This window comes from Leclercia tamurae (genome assembly GCF_025566055.1).
In the GTDB taxonomy this organism is placed as follows: Bacteria; Pseudomonadota; Gammaproteobacteria; order Enterobacterales; family Enterobacteriaceae; genus Enterobacter; species Enterobacter tamurae.
In genome coordinates, this window is sequence record NZ_JAMHKS010000076.1 from 349,047 (window position 1) to 369,166 (window position 20,120).

Annotated in this window: 18 protein-coding genes; 4 read left to right on the forward strand and 14 right to left on the reverse strand. The window is 56.9% G+C overall.

Annotated features, from left to right (window positions below; translation table 11 throughout):
- From M8318_RS17845 to map, 7 genes are all read right to left on the reverse strand, one after another.
- Entirely contained in the window at positions 1-774 is a 774-nt protein-coding gene (locus M8318_RS17845) for an SDR family oxidoreductase (RefSeq protein ID WP_262663768.1), read from the reverse strand.
- 52 nt (positions 775-826) lie between these two features.
- A complete protein-coding gene (mdtQ, locus tag M8318_RS17850; RefSeq protein ID WP_262663769.1) occupies positions 827-2,245 on the reverse strand; it encodes a multidrug resistance outer membrane protein MdtQ in 1,419 nt (472 codons plus the stop codon).
- A 134-nt stretch (positions 2,246-2,379) separates the two neighbouring features.
- Positions 2,380-3,774 (reverse strand): glycoside hydrolase family 1 protein, encoded by a 1,395-nt coding sequence (locus M8318_RS17855; RefSeq protein ID WP_262663770.1) that lies wholly within the window; start codon positions 3,772-3,774, stop codon positions 2,380-2,382.
- 12 nt (positions 3,775-3,786) lie between these two features.
- A complete protein-coding gene (gene bglF, locus M8318_RS17860) occupies positions 3,787-5,652 on the reverse strand; it encodes a PTS beta-glucoside transporter subunit IIABC (RefSeq protein WP_262663771.1) in 1,866 nt (621 codons plus the stop codon).
- Positions 5,653-5,788: 136 nt separating this feature from the next.
- Positions 5,789-6,622, reverse strand: a complete 834-nt coding sequence (licT, locus tag M8318_RS17865) for a BglG family transcription antiterminator LicT (protein WP_262663772.1) — start codon at positions 6,620-6,622, stop codon at positions 5,789-5,791.
- Positions 6,623-6,779: 157 nt separating this feature from the next.
- Entirely contained in the window at positions 6,780-7,712 is a 933-nt protein-coding gene (gene dusC, locus M8318_RS17870; protein WP_261644304.1) for a tRNA dihydrouridine(16) synthase DusC, read from the reverse strand.
- A gap of 89 nt (positions 7,713-7,801) precedes the next feature.
- Entirely contained in the window at positions 7,802-8,581 is a 780-nt protein-coding gene (map, locus tag M8318_RS17875) for a type I methionyl aminopeptidase (RefSeq protein ID WP_262663773.1), read from the reverse strand.
- A gap of 215 nt (positions 8,582-8,796) precedes the next feature.
- Here map and M8318_RS17880 point away from each other — a divergent pair, with 215 nt between their 5' ends.
- The 4 genes from M8318_RS17880 to sanA all read left to right on the forward strand — a co-directional run bounded on the left by M8318_RS17880 (position 8,797) and on the right by sanA (position 11,742).
- On the forward strand, positions 8,797-9,195 hold the full coding sequence (locus M8318_RS17880) for a CidA/LrgA family protein (RefSeq protein ID WP_106995340.1): 399 nt from the start codon (positions 8,797-8,799) through the stop codon (positions 9,193-9,195).
- Positions 9,192-9,887, forward strand: a complete 696-nt coding sequence (locus M8318_RS17885) for a CidB/LrgB family autolysis modulator (RefSeq protein ID WP_142486475.1) — start codon at positions 9,192-9,194, stop codon at positions 9,885-9,887. The genes M8318_RS17880 and M8318_RS17885 overlap by 4 nt, the downstream gene beginning before the upstream one ends.
- Positions 9,888-10,015: 128 nt before the next feature.
- Positions 10,016-10,900, forward strand: coding sequence for a cytidine deaminase (gene cdd / locus M8318_RS17890; protein WP_262663774.1), 885 nt, complete (start codon positions 10,016-10,018; stop codon positions 10,898-10,900).
- 128 nt (positions 10,901-11,028) lie between these two features.
- The gene (gene sanA / locus M8318_RS17895; RefSeq protein ID WP_142486477.1) at positions 11,029-11,742 is read left to right on the forward strand and encodes an outer membrane permeability protein SanA; all 714 of its coding nucleotides are present in this window, start codon (positions 11,029-11,031) and stop codon (positions 11,740-11,742) included.
- A gap of 127 nt (positions 11,743-11,869) precedes the next feature.
- On the opposite strand, the gene mglC is transcribed toward sanA, so the two are convergent.
- From mglC to M8318_RS17930, 7 genes are all read right to left on the reverse strand, one after another.
- On the reverse strand, positions 11,870-12,880 hold the full coding sequence (gene mglC / locus M8318_RS17900) for a galactose/methyl galactoside ABC transporter permease MglC (protein WP_106995346.1): 1,011 nt from the start codon (positions 12,878-12,880) through the stop codon (positions 11,870-11,872).
- A 15-nt stretch (positions 12,881-12,895) separates the two neighbouring features.
- Complete coding sequence (gene mglA, locus M8318_RS17905) at positions 12,896-14,416, reverse strand: galactose/methyl galactoside ABC transporter ATP-binding protein MglA (protein ID WP_262663775.1); 1,521 nt, start codon at positions 14,414-14,416, stop codon at positions 12,896-12,898.
- 71 nt (positions 14,417-14,487) lie between these two features.
- Positions 14,488-15,486, reverse strand: a complete 999-nt coding sequence (gene mglB / locus M8318_RS17910; protein WP_166182993.1) for a galactose/glucose ABC transporter substrate-binding protein MglB — start codon at positions 15,484-15,486, stop codon at positions 14,488-14,490.
- A gap of 294 nt (positions 15,487-15,780) precedes the next feature.
- Positions 15,781-16,803 (reverse strand): HTH-type transcriptional regulator GalS, encoded by a 1,023-nt coding sequence (gene galS / locus M8318_RS17915; RefSeq protein WP_225758399.1) that lies wholly within the window; start codon positions 16,801-16,803, stop codon positions 15,781-15,783.
- A gap of 155 nt (positions 16,804-16,958) precedes the next feature.
- Complete coding sequence (gene yeiB, locus M8318_RS17920; protein WP_262663776.1) at positions 16,959-18,116, reverse strand: DUF418 domain-containing protein YeiB; 1,158 nt, start codon at positions 18,114-18,116, stop codon at positions 16,959-16,961.
- Positions 18,117-18,133: 17 nt separating this feature from the next.
- The gene (folE, locus tag M8318_RS17925) at positions 18,134-18,802 is read right to left on the reverse strand and encodes a GTP cyclohydrolase I FolE (RefSeq protein ID WP_106995351.1); all 669 of its coding nucleotides are present in this window, start codon (positions 18,800-18,802) and stop codon (positions 18,134-18,136) included.
- Positions 18,803-18,919: 117 nt separating this feature from the next.
- Positions 18,920-20,053: an MFS transporter gene (locus tag M8318_RS17930; protein WP_262663777.1), complete on the reverse strand. Its 1,134-nt coding sequence runs from the start codon at positions 20,051-20,053 to the stop codon at positions 18,920-18,922.
- Positions 20,054-20,120 lie beyond the last annotated feature (67 nt).

Consider the following 20,120-nt stretch of genomic DNA (forward strand, 5'->3'; position numbering starts at 1 on the left):
CTACTCTGCCGGTTTAAACTGCGGATTGCCCAGCATAAAGCCGCCATCGACGATAAAGGATTGTCCGGTGGCGTAGCTGGCGTCGGTGTCACACAGCCAGGCCACCAGGCTGGCGATCTCTTTGGTATGCCCCGGTCTTGCCAGCGGAATGTTCGGCATCGAGCCGGGCTCCACTTCGCTGTCGTCCATGTCGTTCATCGGCGTGGCGATGGCCCCCGGCGCGACGGCGTTAACCAGAATATTGTGATGCACCAGCTCCATCGCCATCGACTTGGTGAGGCCGCCGAGGGCATGTTTGGCCGAGGTGTAGGCGCTGGCATCCGGCAGCGGGGTATGTTCATGCACCGAGGTGATATTGACGATCCGCCCGCCCTCACCCTGCTTCACCATCTGCCGGGCGGCGATCTGCGAGCAGAGAAACGCCCCATCCACGTCGACGCTAAAGATGGATCGCCACTGGTCATACTCCATCTCCAGAAACGACGCTTTGACCATCGCCCCGGCGTTGTTGACCAGCACGTCGATACGTCCGAAGCGCTCAATCAGGGTCTCGATCGCCTTCGCCCCGTCCGGTAGCTGGCTGAGATCCAGATGAATGGCCTCGGCCCGCTGTCCGCGCGCCTCGATCTCACGACAGGTTTTCATCGCCCCCTCTTCATCCGAGTGCCAGGTGACGCCAATATCAAACCCACGCTCCGCCAGCATCAGCGCCGTGGTTTTACCGATCCCTGAATCCGATGCCGTCACAATAGCCACACGATTGGTTGAACCCATACTCACCTCCAGAAAAGAAGACAAAGAGATAAGTATAGTTACTTCTCATTTTCTACCCGTGCTGATAGCCGCCGCCCAGCGCGGAGGTCAGCTGCAGGCTGGCATCGATGTACTGCCCCTGCAGCGTCAGCGCGGCCAGATGTTCCTGCAGAGCCGGTATTCGCGCTTCGCTGACGCGCGTTCCGGCGATAATTCCCGCCTTATAACGCGCCTGCGCCAGGGCCACCACCCGCGCGGCATCCGCCTCAACGCGCTGCTGGTGCTGATTTTTTTCCATTAAGGTTTCGACCTCGCTGGCGGTACGGGTCACCTGATTCACCGCCTCCACCACCGCTTTGTTGTAGTTGGCGACCGACAGATTGCTTTGCGCCTGGGCGATATCGAGGTTGGCATTCAGGCGTCCGCTGTCAAAAATCGGCAGGGTCAGACCGGCAGTGACGCCCATCTGCTGCGCCGAGGAGCGGAACAGTTCGCTCAGGTGCAGCGCATCCTGCTGCAGAAACGCCATCAGGTTCACATCGGGATAAAACGCGGCTTTCGCCGCGTCCACCTCATGCAGGGAGGCTTCGATATACCAGTGGGCTTCCTGCAGATCGGGGCGGCGGGCCAGCAGCTGGTAGCCCAGCGAGGAGGGCAATTTTGCCTCGACGGCAGGCAAAGCGTGCGGCGTCAATTTGATCGTCGGGGTATTGGTCAGGGCTTCAAGGCGCGCCTCGATGGCTTTCAGGTTGCCATTCACCTCCGCCAGCCGCTCCTCGGTTTTACTGGCGTTGATGTCGGTTTCAACCCCTTCCACGGACGAGGTGATGCCCTGCTGATACAGCTCACGGTCGGTACTGATAATATTCCCCTGCTCCTGCCTGATGGCGGTTAAGACATGCCCGATCGCAGCCTGGGTCTGCCACTCCCAGTAGAGGCGCGCCACGCTGCTGGCAAGCAGCTGGCGGGTCTGTTCCAGCTCCGCCTGTTGCGCGTTAACTTTCCCGATGCGGGCCTCCACCTGCGCCCGGTCTTTGCCCCACAAATCCAGATCCCAGCCAGCGGTGACGCCAAAGGTGCCGTTGGTGTACCACGGGCCGGTGGTGCCGGCCGCCGGATCGGTGATCGCAAAGGGCCCCATCAGCCCTTCGGCGGACATTTTTTGCCGTTCGGCATCGGCAGAGAAATCCACCTCTGGGCCTTCAGCGGCCATCGCCATTTTGGCCTGCGCTTCCGCAAGGTCAATGCGCTGACGGGCAATCTGCATATCCGGCGCGTCGGCCTGGGCTTTTACGATCAGGGCCGTCAGCTGCGGATCGTGGAAATCCTCCCACCACGCATTTTTAGGCCATTGCCCGGTCGCCAGCCCGGTCTCTATTTTCATGGCGGGGATCTGTTGATGAAGCGAGGCCGCCGTATCATGGTGAGGGGCACAGGCAACCAGAAAAAGGGAGAGAGGCAGGCAGAAACAGTAAAAACGTGAAGGTTTCATCAGGTTATTCACATAAAAAAGAAGGCTGCAAAATACGCCCGCTGCGCTTCATTTTTTTAGGAATCGGTGGCAATCCACACTTTGTCATACCTTTACACAGATAGAAAAGGCGCCCGGCGGGCGCCCTTGCGGCATCAGCCTTTCAGCGACGCGCCTTTGGTCGCAATCACCTCCTGATACCAGTAAAAACTCTTCTTACGGCTGCGCGCCAGCGTGCCTGCCCCGCTGTCGTCGCGATCGACATAGATAAAGCCGTAGCGTTTCGAGAGTTCCGCTTTGGAGGCGCTCACCAGATCGATTGGCCCCCAGCTGGTGTAGCCCATCACCTCCACGCCGTCGTCAATCGCCTCGCGCACCTGCACCAGATGGTCGTTGAGGTAGCTGATGCGGTAATCATCCTGCACCACGCCGTCGGCGTCCGGCTTGTCCTTGGCCCCCAGACCGTTCTCGACGATAAACAGCGGCTTCTGATAGCGATCCCAGAGCACGTTCAGGAGGGTGCGCAGGCCCACCGGGTCAATCTGCCAGCCCCACTCTGAACTGGCCAGATGCGGGTTCGGCACCATATTCAGGATGTTGGCCCGTGCCTGCTGGTTCAGCGCCTCGTCGGTGGTGACGCAGCCGGTCATGTAGTAGCTGAAGGAGATGAAGTCGATGGTCGATTTCAGCGCCTCGCGATCCGCCTCGGTGATTTCAAGCTGAATGCCGTTATCGCGGAAGTAGCGCAGCATGTAGCCCGGGTAGGCCCCGCGGCACTGCACATCGCCGAAGAACTGCCAGGCGCGGTTCTCCTGCAGGGCTTCCAGCACATCGTCCGGCTTGCAGGTCAGGGGGTAGACCAGGCCGCCCAGCAGCATGTTGCCGATTTTGGCGTCCGGGATGATCGCGTGGCAGGCTTTCACCGCCAGAGCGCTGGCCACCAGCTGATGATGGATCGCCTGATAGACCTCCGCCTTGCTGCTGGTTTCCGGCAGGCCGACGCCGGTCATCGGCGCGTGCAGGGACATGTTGATCTCGTTAAAGGTGAGCCACAGTTTCACCTTGTGCTGGTAGCGGGTGAAGACGGTTCGGGCATAGCGCTCGAAGAAACCGATCACCTGACGGCTGCCCCAGCCGCCGTACTGTTTCACCAGGCCCCACGGCATCTCGTAGTGCGAGAGGGTCACCAGCGGAGTAATGTTGTGCGCCGCCAGCTCGTCAAACAGCCTGTCATAGAAGGCCAGCCCGGCCTCGTTCGGCTGCTGCTCATCGCCGTTCGGGAAGATGCGCGTCCAGGCAATGGAGACGCGTAGACAGCTGAAACCCATCTCGGCGAACAGTTTGATATCCTCCGGGTAGCGATGATAGAAATCTATCGCCACGTCTTTAATACCGCTGTCACCCGCCACGCGCTCCACTACCGGGCCAAACACCCCCTGCGGCTGGACGTCAGAGGTGGACAATCCTTTGCCATCGTCCAGGTAAGCGCCTTCTACCTGATTCGCGGCAACTGCGCCGCCCCATAAGAAATCATCCGGGAAAGTTTTCATTACGTTCTCCTGTTATTGATGGCTGACGCAAAGCAACGGTGCGCCGGCCTGAACGGCGGTTGCCGCCACGGTCGCGACATCACGGTAGTCGTCACTGTTGCTGATAATAATCGGGGTCGCCAGATCGTATCCGGCATCGAGAATGGCCTGACGGTCGAACTCCAGCAGCAGATCGCCCGGCTGTACTTTGTCACCCACCTTGACGTGAGTGGTGAACGGTTTGCCGTCGAGCTTCACGGTGTCGATCCCGACATGGATCAGCACTTCGATGCCGCTGTCGCTTAGCAGGCCGATGGCATGTTTCGTGGCAAATATTGAGGCCACCTCCCCGGCAAAGGGGGCAATCACTTTGTTATCGGCAGGAATAATCGCCGCCCCCTGCCCCAGCAGGCCGCTGGCAAAGGTGGCGTCCGGCACCTGGTCCAGCGCCAGCACCGTGCCGCGCATCGGGGAGAGCACCGTGTTTTTATCGGCGTTAACCACCGTCGGGGAAGAGTCCGGGGCCGGGCTGGCAGGCATGCCGGCAATCAGGGTCAGGACGCAGCTCAGCACCAGCGCCACCACCATTCCCGCAATCCCGCCCCACAGCGTGGCGTCCACCCCCGTTGGGGGAATCATCTGCGCGATGGTGAAGATATTGCCGAAGCCAAAGGAGTAAACGTGAGTATCGAAGAAACCGACAATCGCGCCGCCCACCGCTCCGGCCACGCAGCCGAAGATAAAAGGACGACGCAGGGGCAGGTTCACGCCATACACCGCCGGTTCAGTGATACCGAAAATCCCGGCAGTGACCGAGGAGCCCGCCAGCATTTTCAGCTTTGTATCCCGGGTACGCAGGAACACGCCGAACGCGGCCCCCACCTGGCCCATCACCGCCGGGAGCAGCATCGGCAGCATCGAGTCATGACCCAGCACCGCGAGGTTATTGATCATCAGCGGCACCAGCCCCCAGTGCAGGCCGAAGATGACGCACACCTGCCACACCGCGCCCATCGCGGCACCCGCCAGCCACGGAGCCAGCACGTAGATCCACTGATAGCTGTTGGCCAGCATCTGGCTGAGCCAGGTGGCCACCGGGCCAATCACCAGAAAGGTCAGCGGTACCGTAACGCCGAGGCAGATCAGCGGGGTGAAGAAATTTTTCATCGCCGACGGCAGGCGCTTATTGCCCTGCTTCTCCAGCCAGCAGCTGACCCAGGCGGCAAGGATGATCGGAATGACCGAGGTGCTGTAGTTAAACCAGATCACCGGAATGCCGAGGAAGGCATTGGCCGCCGCGCCCGCCTGCTGGCTGGCCTCGAAGGCCTGAATCATGGTCGGGTGCACCAGCGCCCCACCAATCACCATGGTGATAAACGGGCTGCCGCCAAACTTTTTCCCGGCGGTATAGCCGAGCACCAGCGGGAAGAAGAAGAATAGCGCGTCACTGGTGGCAAACCAGATTTTGTAGGTGCCGCTGTCGGTAGTCAGCCAGCCGCACACCACCGCCAGCGCCAGCAACCCCTTCAGGATCCCCGAGGCGGCAAGGACGCCGATAAAAGGGGTAAAAATGCCGGAGACAATATCGATAAGCTGACCGCCAAGGCTGGTTTTTTCGCCTTTATCCTCGGTGACAGGTGCCGCGTCGTCAGCCAGCCCCGCCTCCTGGCACACCGCCTGCCAGACGTCGTGAACGTGGTTGCCAATCACCACCTGAAATTGGCCGCCGCTTTCGACCACCATGATCACGCCAGGATGTTTCTTCAGCCCTTCACCATCCGCTTTATGTTTGTCTTTCAGTTTGAAACGCAGCCGGGTCGCGCAATGCACCAGACTGACGATGTTCTCTTTGCCGCCAATGTGGCTGAGAATATCCTTCGCCAACGCTTGATATTCCATCTCCGTTTTCCTTTCTTCGCTGCCCGCAGGCAGGGTTTGACTGAGTCTAAAAACAAAAAAACCCGAGAACGACGCCCTTTCGGGAGCCGCGCTCAGGTTTTGCCTGCGTAGTGCAGTAACAATCCAGATTGGGGACTTAGCGCCCCTCTTTTCTCACGCGCTCAATATGAATGGTGAGAAACATAATTTCTTCGGTGGTCAGCTCGCGCTGATAACTCTTTTGCAGATGCCGGGCGATCTTCTCGGCGCACACCCACGCCTTCGCGTAGTTATCTTTTACCGCCGAGTGCAGCGAGGCATCGTCGTCGGCGACCACGGTGCGGGTCAGCATCCGCTGGGCGAAAAACTTCAGATGGGTGACGAAGCGCTGATAACTTAGCGACTCCTCGTCATACTCCAGCTGTAAGCTGTATTTCACCAGCTGCAGGATCTCCTGCATCACCCGGGTGACGTGCATCACCTCCGGCATCTCGCTGTGCAGCTGGGCAGTGACCAGATGCAGGGCGATAAACCCGGCTTCATCTTCACCCAGCTCCACGCCCAGCCGTTTCGCGATGATGGCCCGGGCCTGCTGGCCCAGCTCAAACTCGCGCGGGTAGAGCCGCTTGATGTCCCACAGCAGCACGTTTTTGATCGCCAGTCCCTTCTTCTGCCGCTCAATCGCAAAGTAGCAGTGGTCGGTTAAGGTGATGTACAAACTCTCCTGCAGCTTGCCCAGCCGCTGCGCCGCCAGCCCGATAATGCGGTCGCAGGTGGTCATCACTTCCAGCGGGATCTGGCTGAGTAACTCCCCCAGCCGCTGCACCAGCTCGTCGCTTTGCAGGGCAAACACTTTCTCGATGTTTGTTTTGTCGAGCACGTCACCGATGCGCTTCTGAAAGGCCAGCCCACGGCCCATCACCACCTGTTCGCGTCCCTGTTCATCCAGAACAACCACCACATTGTTATTCAGTATTTTGGCGATTTTCATTCCATGCCCCAGAAACAAAAAAACCTGACCTCTGACAGATGCCAGAAAATCAGGTTTTGCCTGCCGCAGCAGTAACAATCCAGTTGACGCACTTTACCAGTTTCATTCGATGCCACAATGCGCCTCGCTGAAAAACGTGACGCAGATCGAACCAGGCTTATTTTGACTGGATGACCCGGGCGATTTCTGCCGAAGATTGCAGGGCGCGGATCTCCTGAAACAGATCCAGAGCGTCGTCATACTCTTTGCGCAGATAGCTCAGCCACTGCTTGATGCGCGCCACGTGATACAGGCCGGTGTCGCCCTGCTTTTCGAGGCGGGTATACTTCTTCAGCAGGGTCACCACCTCCGGCCAGGGCATCCGCGGCTCGTTGTATTTAATCACCCGGCTGAGGTTAGGCACGTTGAGCGCCCCACGCCCGATCATCACTGAATCGCAGCCGGTTTCCGCCATACAGGCCAGGGCGCTTTCGCGATCCCAGATTTCGCCGTTGGCCACCACCGGGATGGTCAGACGCCTGCGGATCTCGCCGATGGCCTGCCAGTTAATGCGTTCAGCTTTGTAGCCATCCTCTTTGGTGCGGCCGTGAACCACCAGCTCGCTGGCACCCGCCTGCTGCACCGCATCGGCAATTTCAAACTGCCTGTCGCCGCTGTCCCAGCCCAGACGGACCTTCACCGTGACCGGCAGATGGGAGGGCACCGCCTCACGCATCGCTTTCGCGCCGCGGTAGATCAGCTCGGGATCTTTAAGCAGCGTGGCCCCGCCGCCGCTGCCATTGACCATTTTCGATGGACAGCCGCAGTTCAGATCCACGCCCCAGGAGCCCAGCTCAACGGCGCGGGCGGCGTTTTCCGCCAGCCACTCGGGATATTGCCCCAGCAGCTGTATCCGCACCAGAGTACCGGAAGGGGTGCGGCTCTGGTGATGCAGCTCCGGGCAGAGTCTGTAAAACGATTTTACCGGCAACAACATATCCACCACCCGCAGGAACTCGGTGATGCAATGATCATAATCGTTAACGTCGGTCAGCAGCTCACGCACCAGCGAATCGAGCACGCCTTCCATCGGTGCCAGTAATACACGCATATCAGTACCCGTCAAAAAAGAGGCGCTATAGTAGCCGCTCCCGCCAAAGGTGGGAAGCGTCAGGACAGAGATGCGTGTGGGTTGCGGCTTTAATCGGGAATGGACTCTTCGGGGCGCAGGGTCAGCACCTCAAACCCGTCTGCGGTCACGGCGATGGTATGTTCCCACTGGGCAGAGAGCTTTTTGTCACGTGTCACCACCGTCCAGCCATCTTTCTTCGTTTTGATCCGGCTGCCGCCCTGGTTGATCATCGGTTCGATGGTAAAGACCATCCCCTCCTGTAATACAGGGCCTTCGCCAGGTTTGCCGTAGTGCAGGATCTGCGGCTCCTCGTGCATCTCTTTGCCAATGCCGTGCCCGCAATACTCGCGCACCACGCTGTAGCCCTGGCTTTCAACATAAGACTGAATGGCGTGGCCGATATCGCCCAGCGTGGCACCCGGTTTGACGGCCCTGATCCCCTTCCACATCCCTTCGTAGGTCGCTTTCACCAGCCGGCGGGCCAGGGGTGAAACCTCGCCAATGAGATACATTTTACTGGAGTCGGCGATCATGCCCGCGTTTTCGAGGGTGATGTCGACGTTGACGATAGCCCCGGATTTAAGGTGTTCCGACTCTTTAGGGATCCCGTGGCAGACCACGTCGTTGACCGAGGTGTTCAGCACGTAGGGGTAATCATATTGCCCTTTGCTGGCCGGACGGGACTTAAGCTGATCGACAATAAAGGCCTCGGCGCGATTGTTGATCTCCATAGTGGATACGCCAGGCTTAATAAAGTCGTCCAGCATGGTGAACACCGAGGCCAGCAGTTCACCCGCGTGGCGCTGGCGAGCCAGCTCGTCGGCGGTTTTAATGAGAATTGATGGCATTGTTTACCTCCAGTAAAGGGTAAGGGCCGGATTTGAGCATCATTATCTTTATCTGTTGATCGTATCTTGTCAGCGCCGCGTTGTCTCCTGCGGTTTGGGGAAATGCCCAACGTTCCAGAAAGTAATGTCTGGTATGCTCAAAAGTCATGATGTGATCCGTAGCACGTTTCCGGTTTTAATTGTATGATGAATGCGTTCCATTAAGGACTTTCACCATGAAGAAATCATTGATAGTTGTCTGGCAATACCTGCGCGCCTTCATCCTGATTTATGCCTGCCTCTATGCGGGTATCTTTCTCGCCTCCCTGCTGCCCATTACCATCCCCGGCAGCATTATTGGCATGCTGATCCTCTTTGTGCTGCTCGCGCTGCAAATCCTCCCGGCAAAATGGGTCAAGCCCGGCTGCTCGGTATTAATCCGCTATATGGCGCTGCTGTTCGTGCCGATTGGCGTGGGGGTGATGCAGTATTACGACCTGCTGAGTGCGCAGTTTGGCCCGATATTTGTCTCCTGCACCATCAGTACGCTGGTGGCGTTTTTAGTGGTGAGCTGGAGCACGCACCTGGTGCACGGGGAACGTAACGTGGTTGGACAGAAAGGACAGAACAAATGATGGCCAATATCTGGTGGTCGCTGCCGCTCACCGTGGCGGTATTCTTCGCCGCCCGCAAGCTGGCGGTGCGCCTGAAGTTCCCCCTGCTTAACCCCCTGCTGGTGGCGATGGTGGTGATTATTCCGTTCCTGCTGCTGACCGGCATCCCTTACGCGAAATATTTCCAGGGCAGCAAGGTCCTCAACGATCTGCTCCAGCCTGCGGTGGTGGCGCTGGCGTTTCCGCTGTATGAACAGCTGCACCAGATCCGCGCCCGCTGGAAGTCGATCATTACCATCTGCCTGGTGGGCAGCGTGGTGGCAATGATCACCGGTACGTCGGTGGCATTGCTGATGGGGGCGACGCCGGAAATCGCGGCCTCTATTTTACCTAAATCCGTGACCACGCCGATCGCGATGGCAGTGGGTGGCAGTCTCGGCGGCATCCCGGCAATCAGCGCCGTGTGCGTTATTTATGTCGGTATTCTCGGGGCGGTATTGGGGCATACGCTGCTGAATGCGATGCGCATTCGCACTAAGTCTGCCCGTGGTCTGGCGATGGGCACCGCCTCGCACGCCCTCGGCACCGCCCGCTGTGCGGAGCTGGATTATCAGGAAGGGGCATTCAGCTCCCTGGCGCTGGTGATCTGCGGGATCATGACCTCGCTAATTGCGCCGTTCCTGTTCCCGATTATTCTGGCGGTAATGGGCTAAAATTTGCGACGCGTCGCGCATTTTTCATTTGAGTTTCATAAGTTGCACAAATAATGAGATCTGAGTCACATATAAAGCCGCATCGGCTCCGTACACTACCGATCCATTAACCTTTATGAGGCAACGCCATGCATCCACGTTTTCAATCAGCTTTCGCTCAGCTTGCAGGGAATTTGCAGTCAGCCCTCGCCCCGGTTCTGGCGGATGCACACTTCCCCGCCCTGCTGACGGCTGAACAGGTCAACGCCCTGAAAGGTGCTACCGATCTGGATGATGACGCGCTGGCCTTTGCACTTCTGCCCCTGGCAGCAGCCTGCGCCCGAGCTGACCTCTCTCATTTCAACGTCGGCGCCATTGCGCGCGGCGTGAGCGGCACCTGGTACTTCGGCGGCAATATGGAGTTTATCGGGGCCACCATGCAGCAGACCGTGCATGCAGAACAGAGCGCCATCAGCCACGCCTGGCTGCGCGGGGAACACTCCCTGCAGGCCATTACCGTGAACTACACGCCGTGCGGCCACTGTCGTCAGTTTATGAACGAGCTCAACAGCGGATTGCAGCTGCGCATCAACCTCCCGGGCCGCGCCCCGCATACGCTGGAAGATTATCTGCCGGACGCCTTCGGACCGAAGGATCTGGAGATTAAATCCCTGCTGATGGATGAGCAGGATCATGGCTACGCCGTCAGTGGTGACGAGCTGGCCCAGGCGGCTATTATCGCCGCCAACAAGTCGCATGCACCGTACAGTAACTCCCCGAGCGGCGTGGCGCTGGAGTGTCGCGATGGCCGACTCTTCACCGGCAGCTATGCCGAGAACGCCGCCTTTAACCCGACGCTGCCACCGCTGCAGGGCGCCCTGAACCTGCTCAGCCTCAACGGTTACGACTACCCGGACATCCAGCGCGCCATTCTGGCGGAAAAAGCCGACGCTCCGCTGATCCAGTGGGATGCCACTGCGGCCACGCTGCGCGCCCTGGGTTGCACCAGCATCGACCGCGTTCTACTGGCGTAAGTCCTTGATGCGGGCAGCAATGCCCGCACAATTGATGAAAATCCCTCCAATTAAACCGCCGTTTCTTGCGCTTACCAGACGGGTAAAGTAGCCTGAGTGAAATTTCACCTTTGGTAAGAGTCATCTGTATGTTAAAGCGCGTGTTTTACAGCCTGGTTGCCCTGATCGCCATTGTGCTGCTGACTGCGCTGGGCCTCGACCGCTGGATGAGCTGGAAAACGGCCCCCTATATCTTTGATGACCTTCAGGACTTGCCCTACCGTCAGGTCGGCGTAGTGCTCGGCACCGCCAAGTATTACCGCACCGGGGTGATCAACCAGTATTACCGTTACCGCATTCAGGGAGCACTCAACGCCTACAACAGTGGGAAGGTCAACTACCTGTTGCTGAGCGGCGATAACGCGCTGCAGAGCTACAATGAGCCGGTCACCATGCGTAAGGATCTGATTGCCGCAGGCGTTGATCCGGCAGATATCGTGCTCGACTACGCGGGTTTCAGAACCCTCGATTCGATTGTGCGCACCCGCAAGGTGTTCGATACCAACGATTTCATCATCATCACCCAGCGCTTCCACTGCGAGCGCGCGCTGTTTATTGCTCTGCATATGGGCATTCAGGCGCAGTGTTATGCCGTCCCGTCACCGAAAGACATGCTCACCGTGCGGGTGCGCGAGTTTGGCGCCCGACTGGGGGCACTGGCCGATCTCTATGTCTTCAAACGTGAGCCGCGCTTCTTAGGCCCGCTGGTGCCGATCCCGGCGATGCTCGAAGTGCCGGAAGATGCCCAGGGTTATCCGGCGGTCACGCCAGAACAGCTGCTGGAGATGCAGAAGAAGAAGTAACCCCCGCCGGGTGGCGGCTTCGCCTTACCCGGCCTACAAAACCCCGTAATACCGTAGGCCCGTGCAAGCGCAGCACCGCCGGGCATAAAAAAACCCGCATTACGCGGGTTTTTTATTATCACCAATCTTACTTCTTACGCGCGTACTTCAGGGAGTCCAGCGCAACGGCGAAGATAATGATCGCGCCTTTGATAATGTACTGCCAGTACGGGTTCACGCCGATATAGGTCAGGCCGTAGTTGATAACGGTGAAGATGATCACACCGGTTACCACGCCAAGCACAGTACCCACACCGCCGCTGAAGGAGACGCCGCCCACCACGCAGGCCGCAATCGCATCCAGCTCATACATAAAGCCGAGGTTGTTTGTGGCAGAGCCGATACGGCCCGCTTCCAGCAAGCCACCGAACGCGTAGAACACGCCGGAGAGGGCATAGATAACCAGCAGGTTCAGCGCCACGTTAACACCGGAGACTTTGGCTGCTTCCGGGTTACCGCCGATAGCGAAGATGTTTTTACCGAAGCGGGTTTTGTTCCACAGCACCCAGACAAAGGCCACCGCAATCAGGGCGTAGAAGGTGATGTAAGAGAGACGGAAGCTGCCCAGCGCGATAAAGCCCTGCGCGAAGGTAGAGAAGCCGCTGTCGAAACCGGAAATCGGCGAGGCACCCACGAAGTCGTAGTACAGGGAGTTGATACCGTAAACGATGATCATCGTACCCAGGGTGGTGATAAACGGCGTTACGTTCAGGTAAGCGATGATGATACCGTTAATCAGACCGATGATCGCACCGATAGCGCAGACAATCAGGACTACCACGATAATCGGCATGGTTGCCATCTCCGGGAACACCTTGTTGGCGTTTTCCATCGACTGCAGAAGCGTTGCCGCGACAACCGCCGCCAGACCAACCTGACGACCGGCTGACAGGTCAGTACCCTGGGTGACGATCAGACCCGCTACGCCCAGGGCGATAATAATACGCACCGAAGACTGGGTCAGAATGTTACTTAAGTTCAGGAGACTTAAGAATGTCGGATCCTGGAAAATAATAATGGCCAGCAAGACTAAAAGAACAACGTAAATACCGCCTTCTTTCAGATAAGTAAGAAAACTTTTCTTATTTAACGCACTCATGAGGAGCCCCTAATCTTAAAGGTGCAAAGACGCAAGACGCAAAATTTCGTTTTGCGTTGTCGTTTTGGTTTCAACAATTCCGGCAACGAGACCATTGCTCATGACCAGAATACGATCTGTGATCCCTAACAATTCCGGCATTTCGGACGAAATAATAATGATCCCTTTATCTTTCTTGGCTAATTCAGCAATCAGCTGATAAATTTCAAACTTTGCCCCCACATCGATACCACGGGTGGGTTCATCCAGCATCAGAATTTCAGGCTGAGTTAATAACCAGCGTCCGATAATCACCTTCTGCTGATTACCACCGGAGAGCGAGCCAATTTGCGTACGATGTCCTGGGGTTTTTACACGCATCGAGTCAATTACCCATTGGGTATCGCTCTTCATGCGGGAATTATCCAACAGACCGATTTTGTTTTTGTAATTCTGAATATTAGAAATTAACGAGTTAAAGTTAATATCCAGATAGGCGTAAATACCGGTTGAGCGGCGCTCTTCCGTCACCAGCGCAAAACCGTGGTTAATGGCTTCGTTGGCGTTATGATTATTGATCTTTTTCCCGTGCAGGGTGATGGTCCCGCCGGATTTCTCGCGAATACCGAACAGGGTCTCGACGATATCGGTACGCTTGGCCCCCACCAGACCGGCAATCCCGAGGATCTCGCCTTTGTGCAGGTCGAAGGAGATATCGCGAATGGAAGGCTGACGCAGCGACGTCAGGTTGCGTACTTCCAGAATCACTTCGCCCGGCTTGTTCTCTTTGGTCGGGAAACGCTGGTTCAGGGAGCGACCCACCATCATGGCGATGATCTTGTCCATGTCCAGCCCTTCCAGCGGCTGAGTGGCAATCCACTGACCGTCGCGCAGCACCGTGATCTCATCACACAGCTGGAAGATCTCTTCCATTTTGTGCGAGATATAAACGATGCCGCAGCCGCGATCCTTCAGCTTACGGATAATGGTGAACAGGTGGTTCACCTCTTTCTCCGTTAATGAAGAGGTCGGCTCATCCATAATCACGATTTTGGCGTTATAGGAGAACGCCTTGGCGATTTCGATCATCTGCATCTGTGACACTGATAACGTACCCACGCGCGCACGCGGATCGATATCAATATCCAGTTCATCAAAAATGGCTTTCGTATCGCGATACATTTTGTCCTGATCGACAAATACGCCTTTGGTTGGATAACGACCCAACCACATATTGTCCATAACAGAACGCTGAAGTACCAGGTTAAGCTCCTGGTGAACCATCGAAATACCGTTTTCCAGTGCCTCTTTGGCGGAATGGAAATCGATCTCTTTCCCCTGAAAAAGAATGCTGCCAGAATCTTTTTGATAGATCCCAAATAAGCATTTCAATAATGTTGATTTACCCGCACCGTTTTCACCCATTAAAGCGTGAATAGAGTGAGGCCGTACTTTTAAATTAACATTATCCAGTGCTTTAACCCCGGGAAAAGACTTGTTGATACCGCTCATTTCCAACAAGAATTCACCGGACGACTGAGTCGTTGTGCTGACCATAATTATACCTTCTCGGCCTCGCGTCGCGTGATAAAAGGGCGCAGAAACTGCGCCCAGTGGAATGCTAAAACTTATTTACTGGTGAACTGCGCCAGGTTTTCTTTATCTACGCCAACGTAGGGTACGCGAACAACTTTGTTTTCGATTTTCCAGTTGGTACCGTCAGCCGCGCCTTTGCCGTCTGCCAGGTTTTTCGCCAGATCGAAGGTAGCTTTCGCCTGGTTGTTAGCATCATTCAGCACGGTACCGGCCATTGCGCCAGATTTAACCAGCGCCATTGCTTCAGGCAGGGCATCCACGCCAAATACCGGCACAGAAGATTTGTTGTGAGCTTTCAGCGCTTCTACAGCACCCATTGCCATCGCATCGTTGTTGGCGATAACCACTTCGATTTTGTCAGCGTTCGGGCCAGACAGCCAGGCGTCCATCTTGTCTTTCGCCATCGCGGTGTCCCACATGGCGGTATCTAATGCCAGCTGCTGGGTTTTCAGACCCTTGTCGTTCAGCTCTTTGATCACGTAAGTGGTACGTGCTTCAGCATCCGGGTGGCCCGGCTCGCCTTTCAGCAGAACGAACTGAACCTGACCGTCTTTGTTCAGATCCCAGTTCGGGTTAGCAGCCCAGTGTTTAGCAATCAGGTCGCCCTGAATGATGCCGGATTCTTTGGAGTCAGTGCCCACGTAGAAGGCTTTGTCGTAGCTATCCAGCGCTTTACGGGAAGGTTCTTTGTTGAAGAACACAATTGGCACATTCTGGCCACGTGCTTTCTCAATAACGGTGCCCGCAGCAGCCGGGTCAACCAGGTTGATCGCCAGGGCTTTCACGCCTTTAGCCAGCAGGACGTCAATCTGGTCGTTCTGTTTGGACTGGTCATTCTGAGAGTCATTCATCAGCAGCTGAACGTCTGGCGCCCCTTTGCCCTCTTTCTCGATGGCTTTACGCACAACAGACATAAAGTTGTCGTCGTATTTATAGATAGTCACACCAATACGGCTATCTGCAGCGTGCGCGGTCGCACCAAAAAGCATGCTTGCCATAACAGCAGACAGAGTCAACACCTTCTTATTCATGATATCTCCGGTTTTTTTTATGCAGGGTAGTTCGTGTGAATAACGATCGGCGGCGGCATGTTAAAGAAACGTTACTGTCCGCCGAAGTCCACTTATAAAATTTCTATCTTCCTTGGTCGGTAACGCTCCAGAATGCGTTTTTTTGGATGTTTAACGTGCCGTGGCTATAGTAAAAACGATTACTCACCGTTACATAGCGTTTCAGTCACTAAAACGCTGACATCATAGACAGCGCATTGTTAACTTACTGTGAATTTACTCACAAATTGAAAACGGTTACATCACGACGAATTATTAGTTAGTGATCGGCACCACAATTTGCCGAATGGCAACCGAATGGCGACGCACTAAAGTCGGCATGAAACAGTGGGTTGCGTTGATATCGAGCTTGCCTGCGGCCCCCTGTAACGCCAGCTCTGTGGCCAGCCGCGCCATGGAGGCGATGGGGTAGCGCACCGTTGTCAACTGCGGGTCCGTGTAACGGGCAATGGGGATATCATCAAAACCAATCAATGACAAATGCTGTGGCACCGCAATGCCGTTATCTTTCAGGGCGGTTAGCGCCCCTGCGGCCATGCTGTCGTTGTAGGCAAAGACTGCGGTCAACTGCAGATTGCGCCCGAGCAGCTCTACCATGGCCGCCTCCCCGCCCTGCATGTCCGGCGAGCCGGTGCCGATCCAGCTGTCCGGGGCGGTAATACCCTGCTCCAGCAACGCTTTTTGCCAGCCTTCACGACGCATTTCGTCATCTTCAATGCGGTGGTTTGACGCAAGATAGCCGATGCGCTGATGGCCATTATTCACCAGCATCCGCGTCGCCATCATCGCTCCGCTGACGTTATCAAGGCAGACGCAGCGGTGGGCATAGCCAGGCACGATGCGGTTGACCAGCACCATGCCGGGGATCTGCTCCATCAGGGCAGACAGTTCTTCATCACTTAAGGCTTTTGAGTGAACGATCAGGGCGTTACAGCGCTGACGAATCAACACCTCAATGGCGTTACGCTCTTTTTCCGCCTCGTGGTAGCTGTTGCCGATTAACACATTTTTCTGATGCTCCTGAGCAACCATGTCCACGGCTTTTACCAGGGCACCAAAGAAGGCATCCGACACGTCCATCACCACCACGCCAATGGTGTCGCTGACCTGGGTTGCCAGTGCCTGGGCGTTGGCATTAGGCCGGTAGCCCAGCGCCGTGACGGCTTTCATCACGCACTCACGCGTCTCCGGACTGACCAGCGCGCTGTTATTAAGAACCCGGGAAACGGTGGCGACAGAAACGCCTGCCTGACGCGCGACGTCACGAATGGTGATCATATTCACCACCCTTATTTAGATTGCAGCAACTCACAGACACCCCCTGTGTTTAGCAAGGTGACTATTCTGGCAGCGAGAAAGGGAGGACTACGTGAAGAAGCTCACAAGGATGAAAACGGTTACATCCGTTTTGTTAATGATTGTGATCCAGATCGTTATCCGGATGTATTACTTAATGAAACCCCTGCAGCACGTGCGGTTAATTGCCGCCATAGCCATTCCACCGGCCCCTGACGGAAATAACGCAGCCAGAAAACAGAGAACAGGATATTCACCAGCCATATTGGCAGGACGAAACCCATCAACTGCAGGCGATCAAACTGCATAAAAAGGCCGAGGCGATAGAACAAGGTGGTGCAGATCAGCGTCTGTAAAAGGTAGTTGCTGAGCGCCATGCGTCCCACACAGGCCACCGCGATCACCAGACGGTAACGGCAGAGCTGCGGCCAGAAGCCATAGATGAGTGCGGCATAGCCTATCGTCTGCAACGGCGCACTCAGTTCACGCGGGGCCTGTAACAAAAACGCACACCAGCGGTAATCCCAGTGCAGATACCACTGGGCGATCACCGCCGGGAGATTAATCGCCAGCCCGGCCAGCACCAGCCAGATCCCGGTTCGCCGGTAGTGACGCAGGCTAAACTCGCCTTTAAGCCAGCCGGTACGCATCAGCGCGGCGCCAATCAGCATCATTCCCGCCAACTGCCAGCCGTACTGCGCCCCGAGCGCCAGCAGGCTGTTGCCAATCATATCGGCCCGGTTACTGACGGCCTCCATCCCGCCGCCCAGCTTCCAGTACTGCTCATACTGCAGGTTGGCCGCATCCGGCACCCAGGAACGATTGGTGGAACCGCCAGAGATCACCCCCAGCAGCAGCAGGATAGCCACGCCGATAAGGAACAGCACCACGCCGGTATTGAAGAGATTTTTGATATCGTGCGCATCGCGGATGATGCGCCAGCAGATCAGCCCCACCAGCCCGTAGGCCAGCAGAATGTCGCCGTCCCAGAACAGCAGGCCATGAATAAATCCGAGCAGCACCAGCAGCGAAAGTCGGGCCTGGATCCAGCGTTTACCGCGCTTCAGCAGCAGCTGAAGGCCGGCCCCGAACAGCAGGGCAAACAGGGTGAGGAATTTGACCTGGGCGAAGAGATCCAGCACCGCCCATGTCCAGGCGTCGCTAAGGGTAATATCGCCATACCAGGCGGGATTGAGATAAGCGGCTTTCGGCAGACCGAAGCCGCTGATATTGAGCAGCAGAATACCCAGAATAGCGACGCCACGAACGAAATCCAGCGTGACATTTCTTTCCATCTATTCTGCCCTGATGATCAGTCGTGGTGACGCACGGCGCGCAGGAACTCCTGACGGGTGTTCTGGCTTGATTTAAACAGGCCGCCCAGCGAGGTGGTCGTGGTGGCGCTGGTCGCATCGCGAATACCGCGCGCTTTCACGCAGTAATGCACCGCGTCAATGGAAACCGCCACGTTGTTAGTGCCAAGCAGCGTCTGCAGCGCGATCAGGATCTGCTGGGTTAAACGCTCCTGCACCTGCGGACGCTGGGCAAAGAACTGCACGATGCGGTTAATTTTCGACAGACCAATGACTGCATCTTTCGGAATATAGGCCACGGTCGCTTTGCCGTCGATGGTCACAAAGTGGTGTTCACAGGTGCTGGTCAGGGTGATATCACGCACCGTTACCATCTCATCGACCTTCATTTTGTTTTCAATGACGGTGATTTTCGGGAAATTGGCGTAATCCAGGCCGGAGAAAATCTCATCGACATACATTTTGGCGATGCGACGTGGGGTCTCCATCAGACTGTCATCGCTCAAATCGAGATTCAGCAGCTGCATGATTTCGGTCATATGGCCGGAAATAAGACGTTTACGTGTTTCGTTGTCCAGATCCTGAACCGGTGGACGCAACGGGGTTTCAAGGCCGTGCGCAACCAGCGCTTCGTGGACGAGAGCTGCTTCTTTACTCATTGATGACATTCTTTTCTCCTGCAGGTGTGGCGCGCTTCTGCCCTACATGGGGCAAAATGTGCAGTCATTGTGCGCGAGGCGGCGAGCATAATCCAGTATTCACCGCGATAATTATTGCAATTGCCGTTACCTTTCAACCTGACGCTGCCAGACCAGCCCGCCCGCCACGAAAAGGGCGATACCCGCAAGGCCCAGAGCGGGCTCCAGCTGGTGGGTGAGCCAGCTCGACAGCGCCGAGGTCATCGGGCCAATTAGCTGCCCGATGGCATAGCCGGTGGTGAGTAATCCGGCCATGTAACGCGTATGATTCGGTGCCAGTTCACGCCCGTAAAGCAGCGAGAGCTGTACCGAACATAAAAATCCGCCGCCCACCAGCAATGCACCGGTCACCAGACCGGCCATCCCCGGCAACAGCCAGGCAGCAATCACCCCCACCGCCTGCAGCCAGAGCACCAGCGCCAGTCTGCGATTCGTGGTGGAGAGATGGCGCAGAGCGATACTCAGGGCAATGCCCACCACCGAAGCCACGCCGAAAACCGGCCAGACAAACTGGGCAAACGCGCTGCCAGGAAAGCGCAGCGCCGCCATCTGCGACAGAAAGGTCGCCGGGAGAATATAGCCAAACCCGGCCAGACTGTAGCTCCAGACCAGACGACGCAGATCCCGGGTCAGCGCCAGCGGCTCCGGCGTGGTACCCGGGCGGTGCAGCTGCCCGGCACGCGGCAGATAGCGAGCCACCACTGCGATCAGCACCAGCGCCAGCACGCCGTAGATTTGCCATGCCGCGCTGGCCGACAACCCCTGGGCCTGGATCCACACCGCCAGCAGACCGCTTATCGTGATGCCTGCCCCCGGCCCGGCGAAGACCGCGGCACTGAGGCCTGGCTTACCGAAATGGGCCAGCCGATCGTTGGTCCAGGCGGCGATCAGTACCATCGACCAGCCACTCATGCAGCCAATGACAAACCGCAGCAGCCCGTGGACCACGGCGTTATCGGCCACGGCCGAGAGCAGAGTCAACGCCACCGCGCCAACGATCCCCAGCCACAGACGGCCTTCGACAAACCGGTGCGCGCGCATGGCATCCCATGCTCCCACCAGATAGCCGAGGTAGTTCATGGCCGCCACCAGCCCGGCGCTGGTCAGGGTCAGTTGCCCTGCCGCAATCATCAGCGGCACCTGGGGTGTAAAGGCGAAACGCCCTATTCCCATCGCCACCACCAGAACCACAAAACCGCTGAGCGCGATACGCAGCGCCATGACCACTCCAGATGTTAAAGTTTCGTAAATTCATGATGCAGGATATGTCGTTAATGCGGAAGTGAAA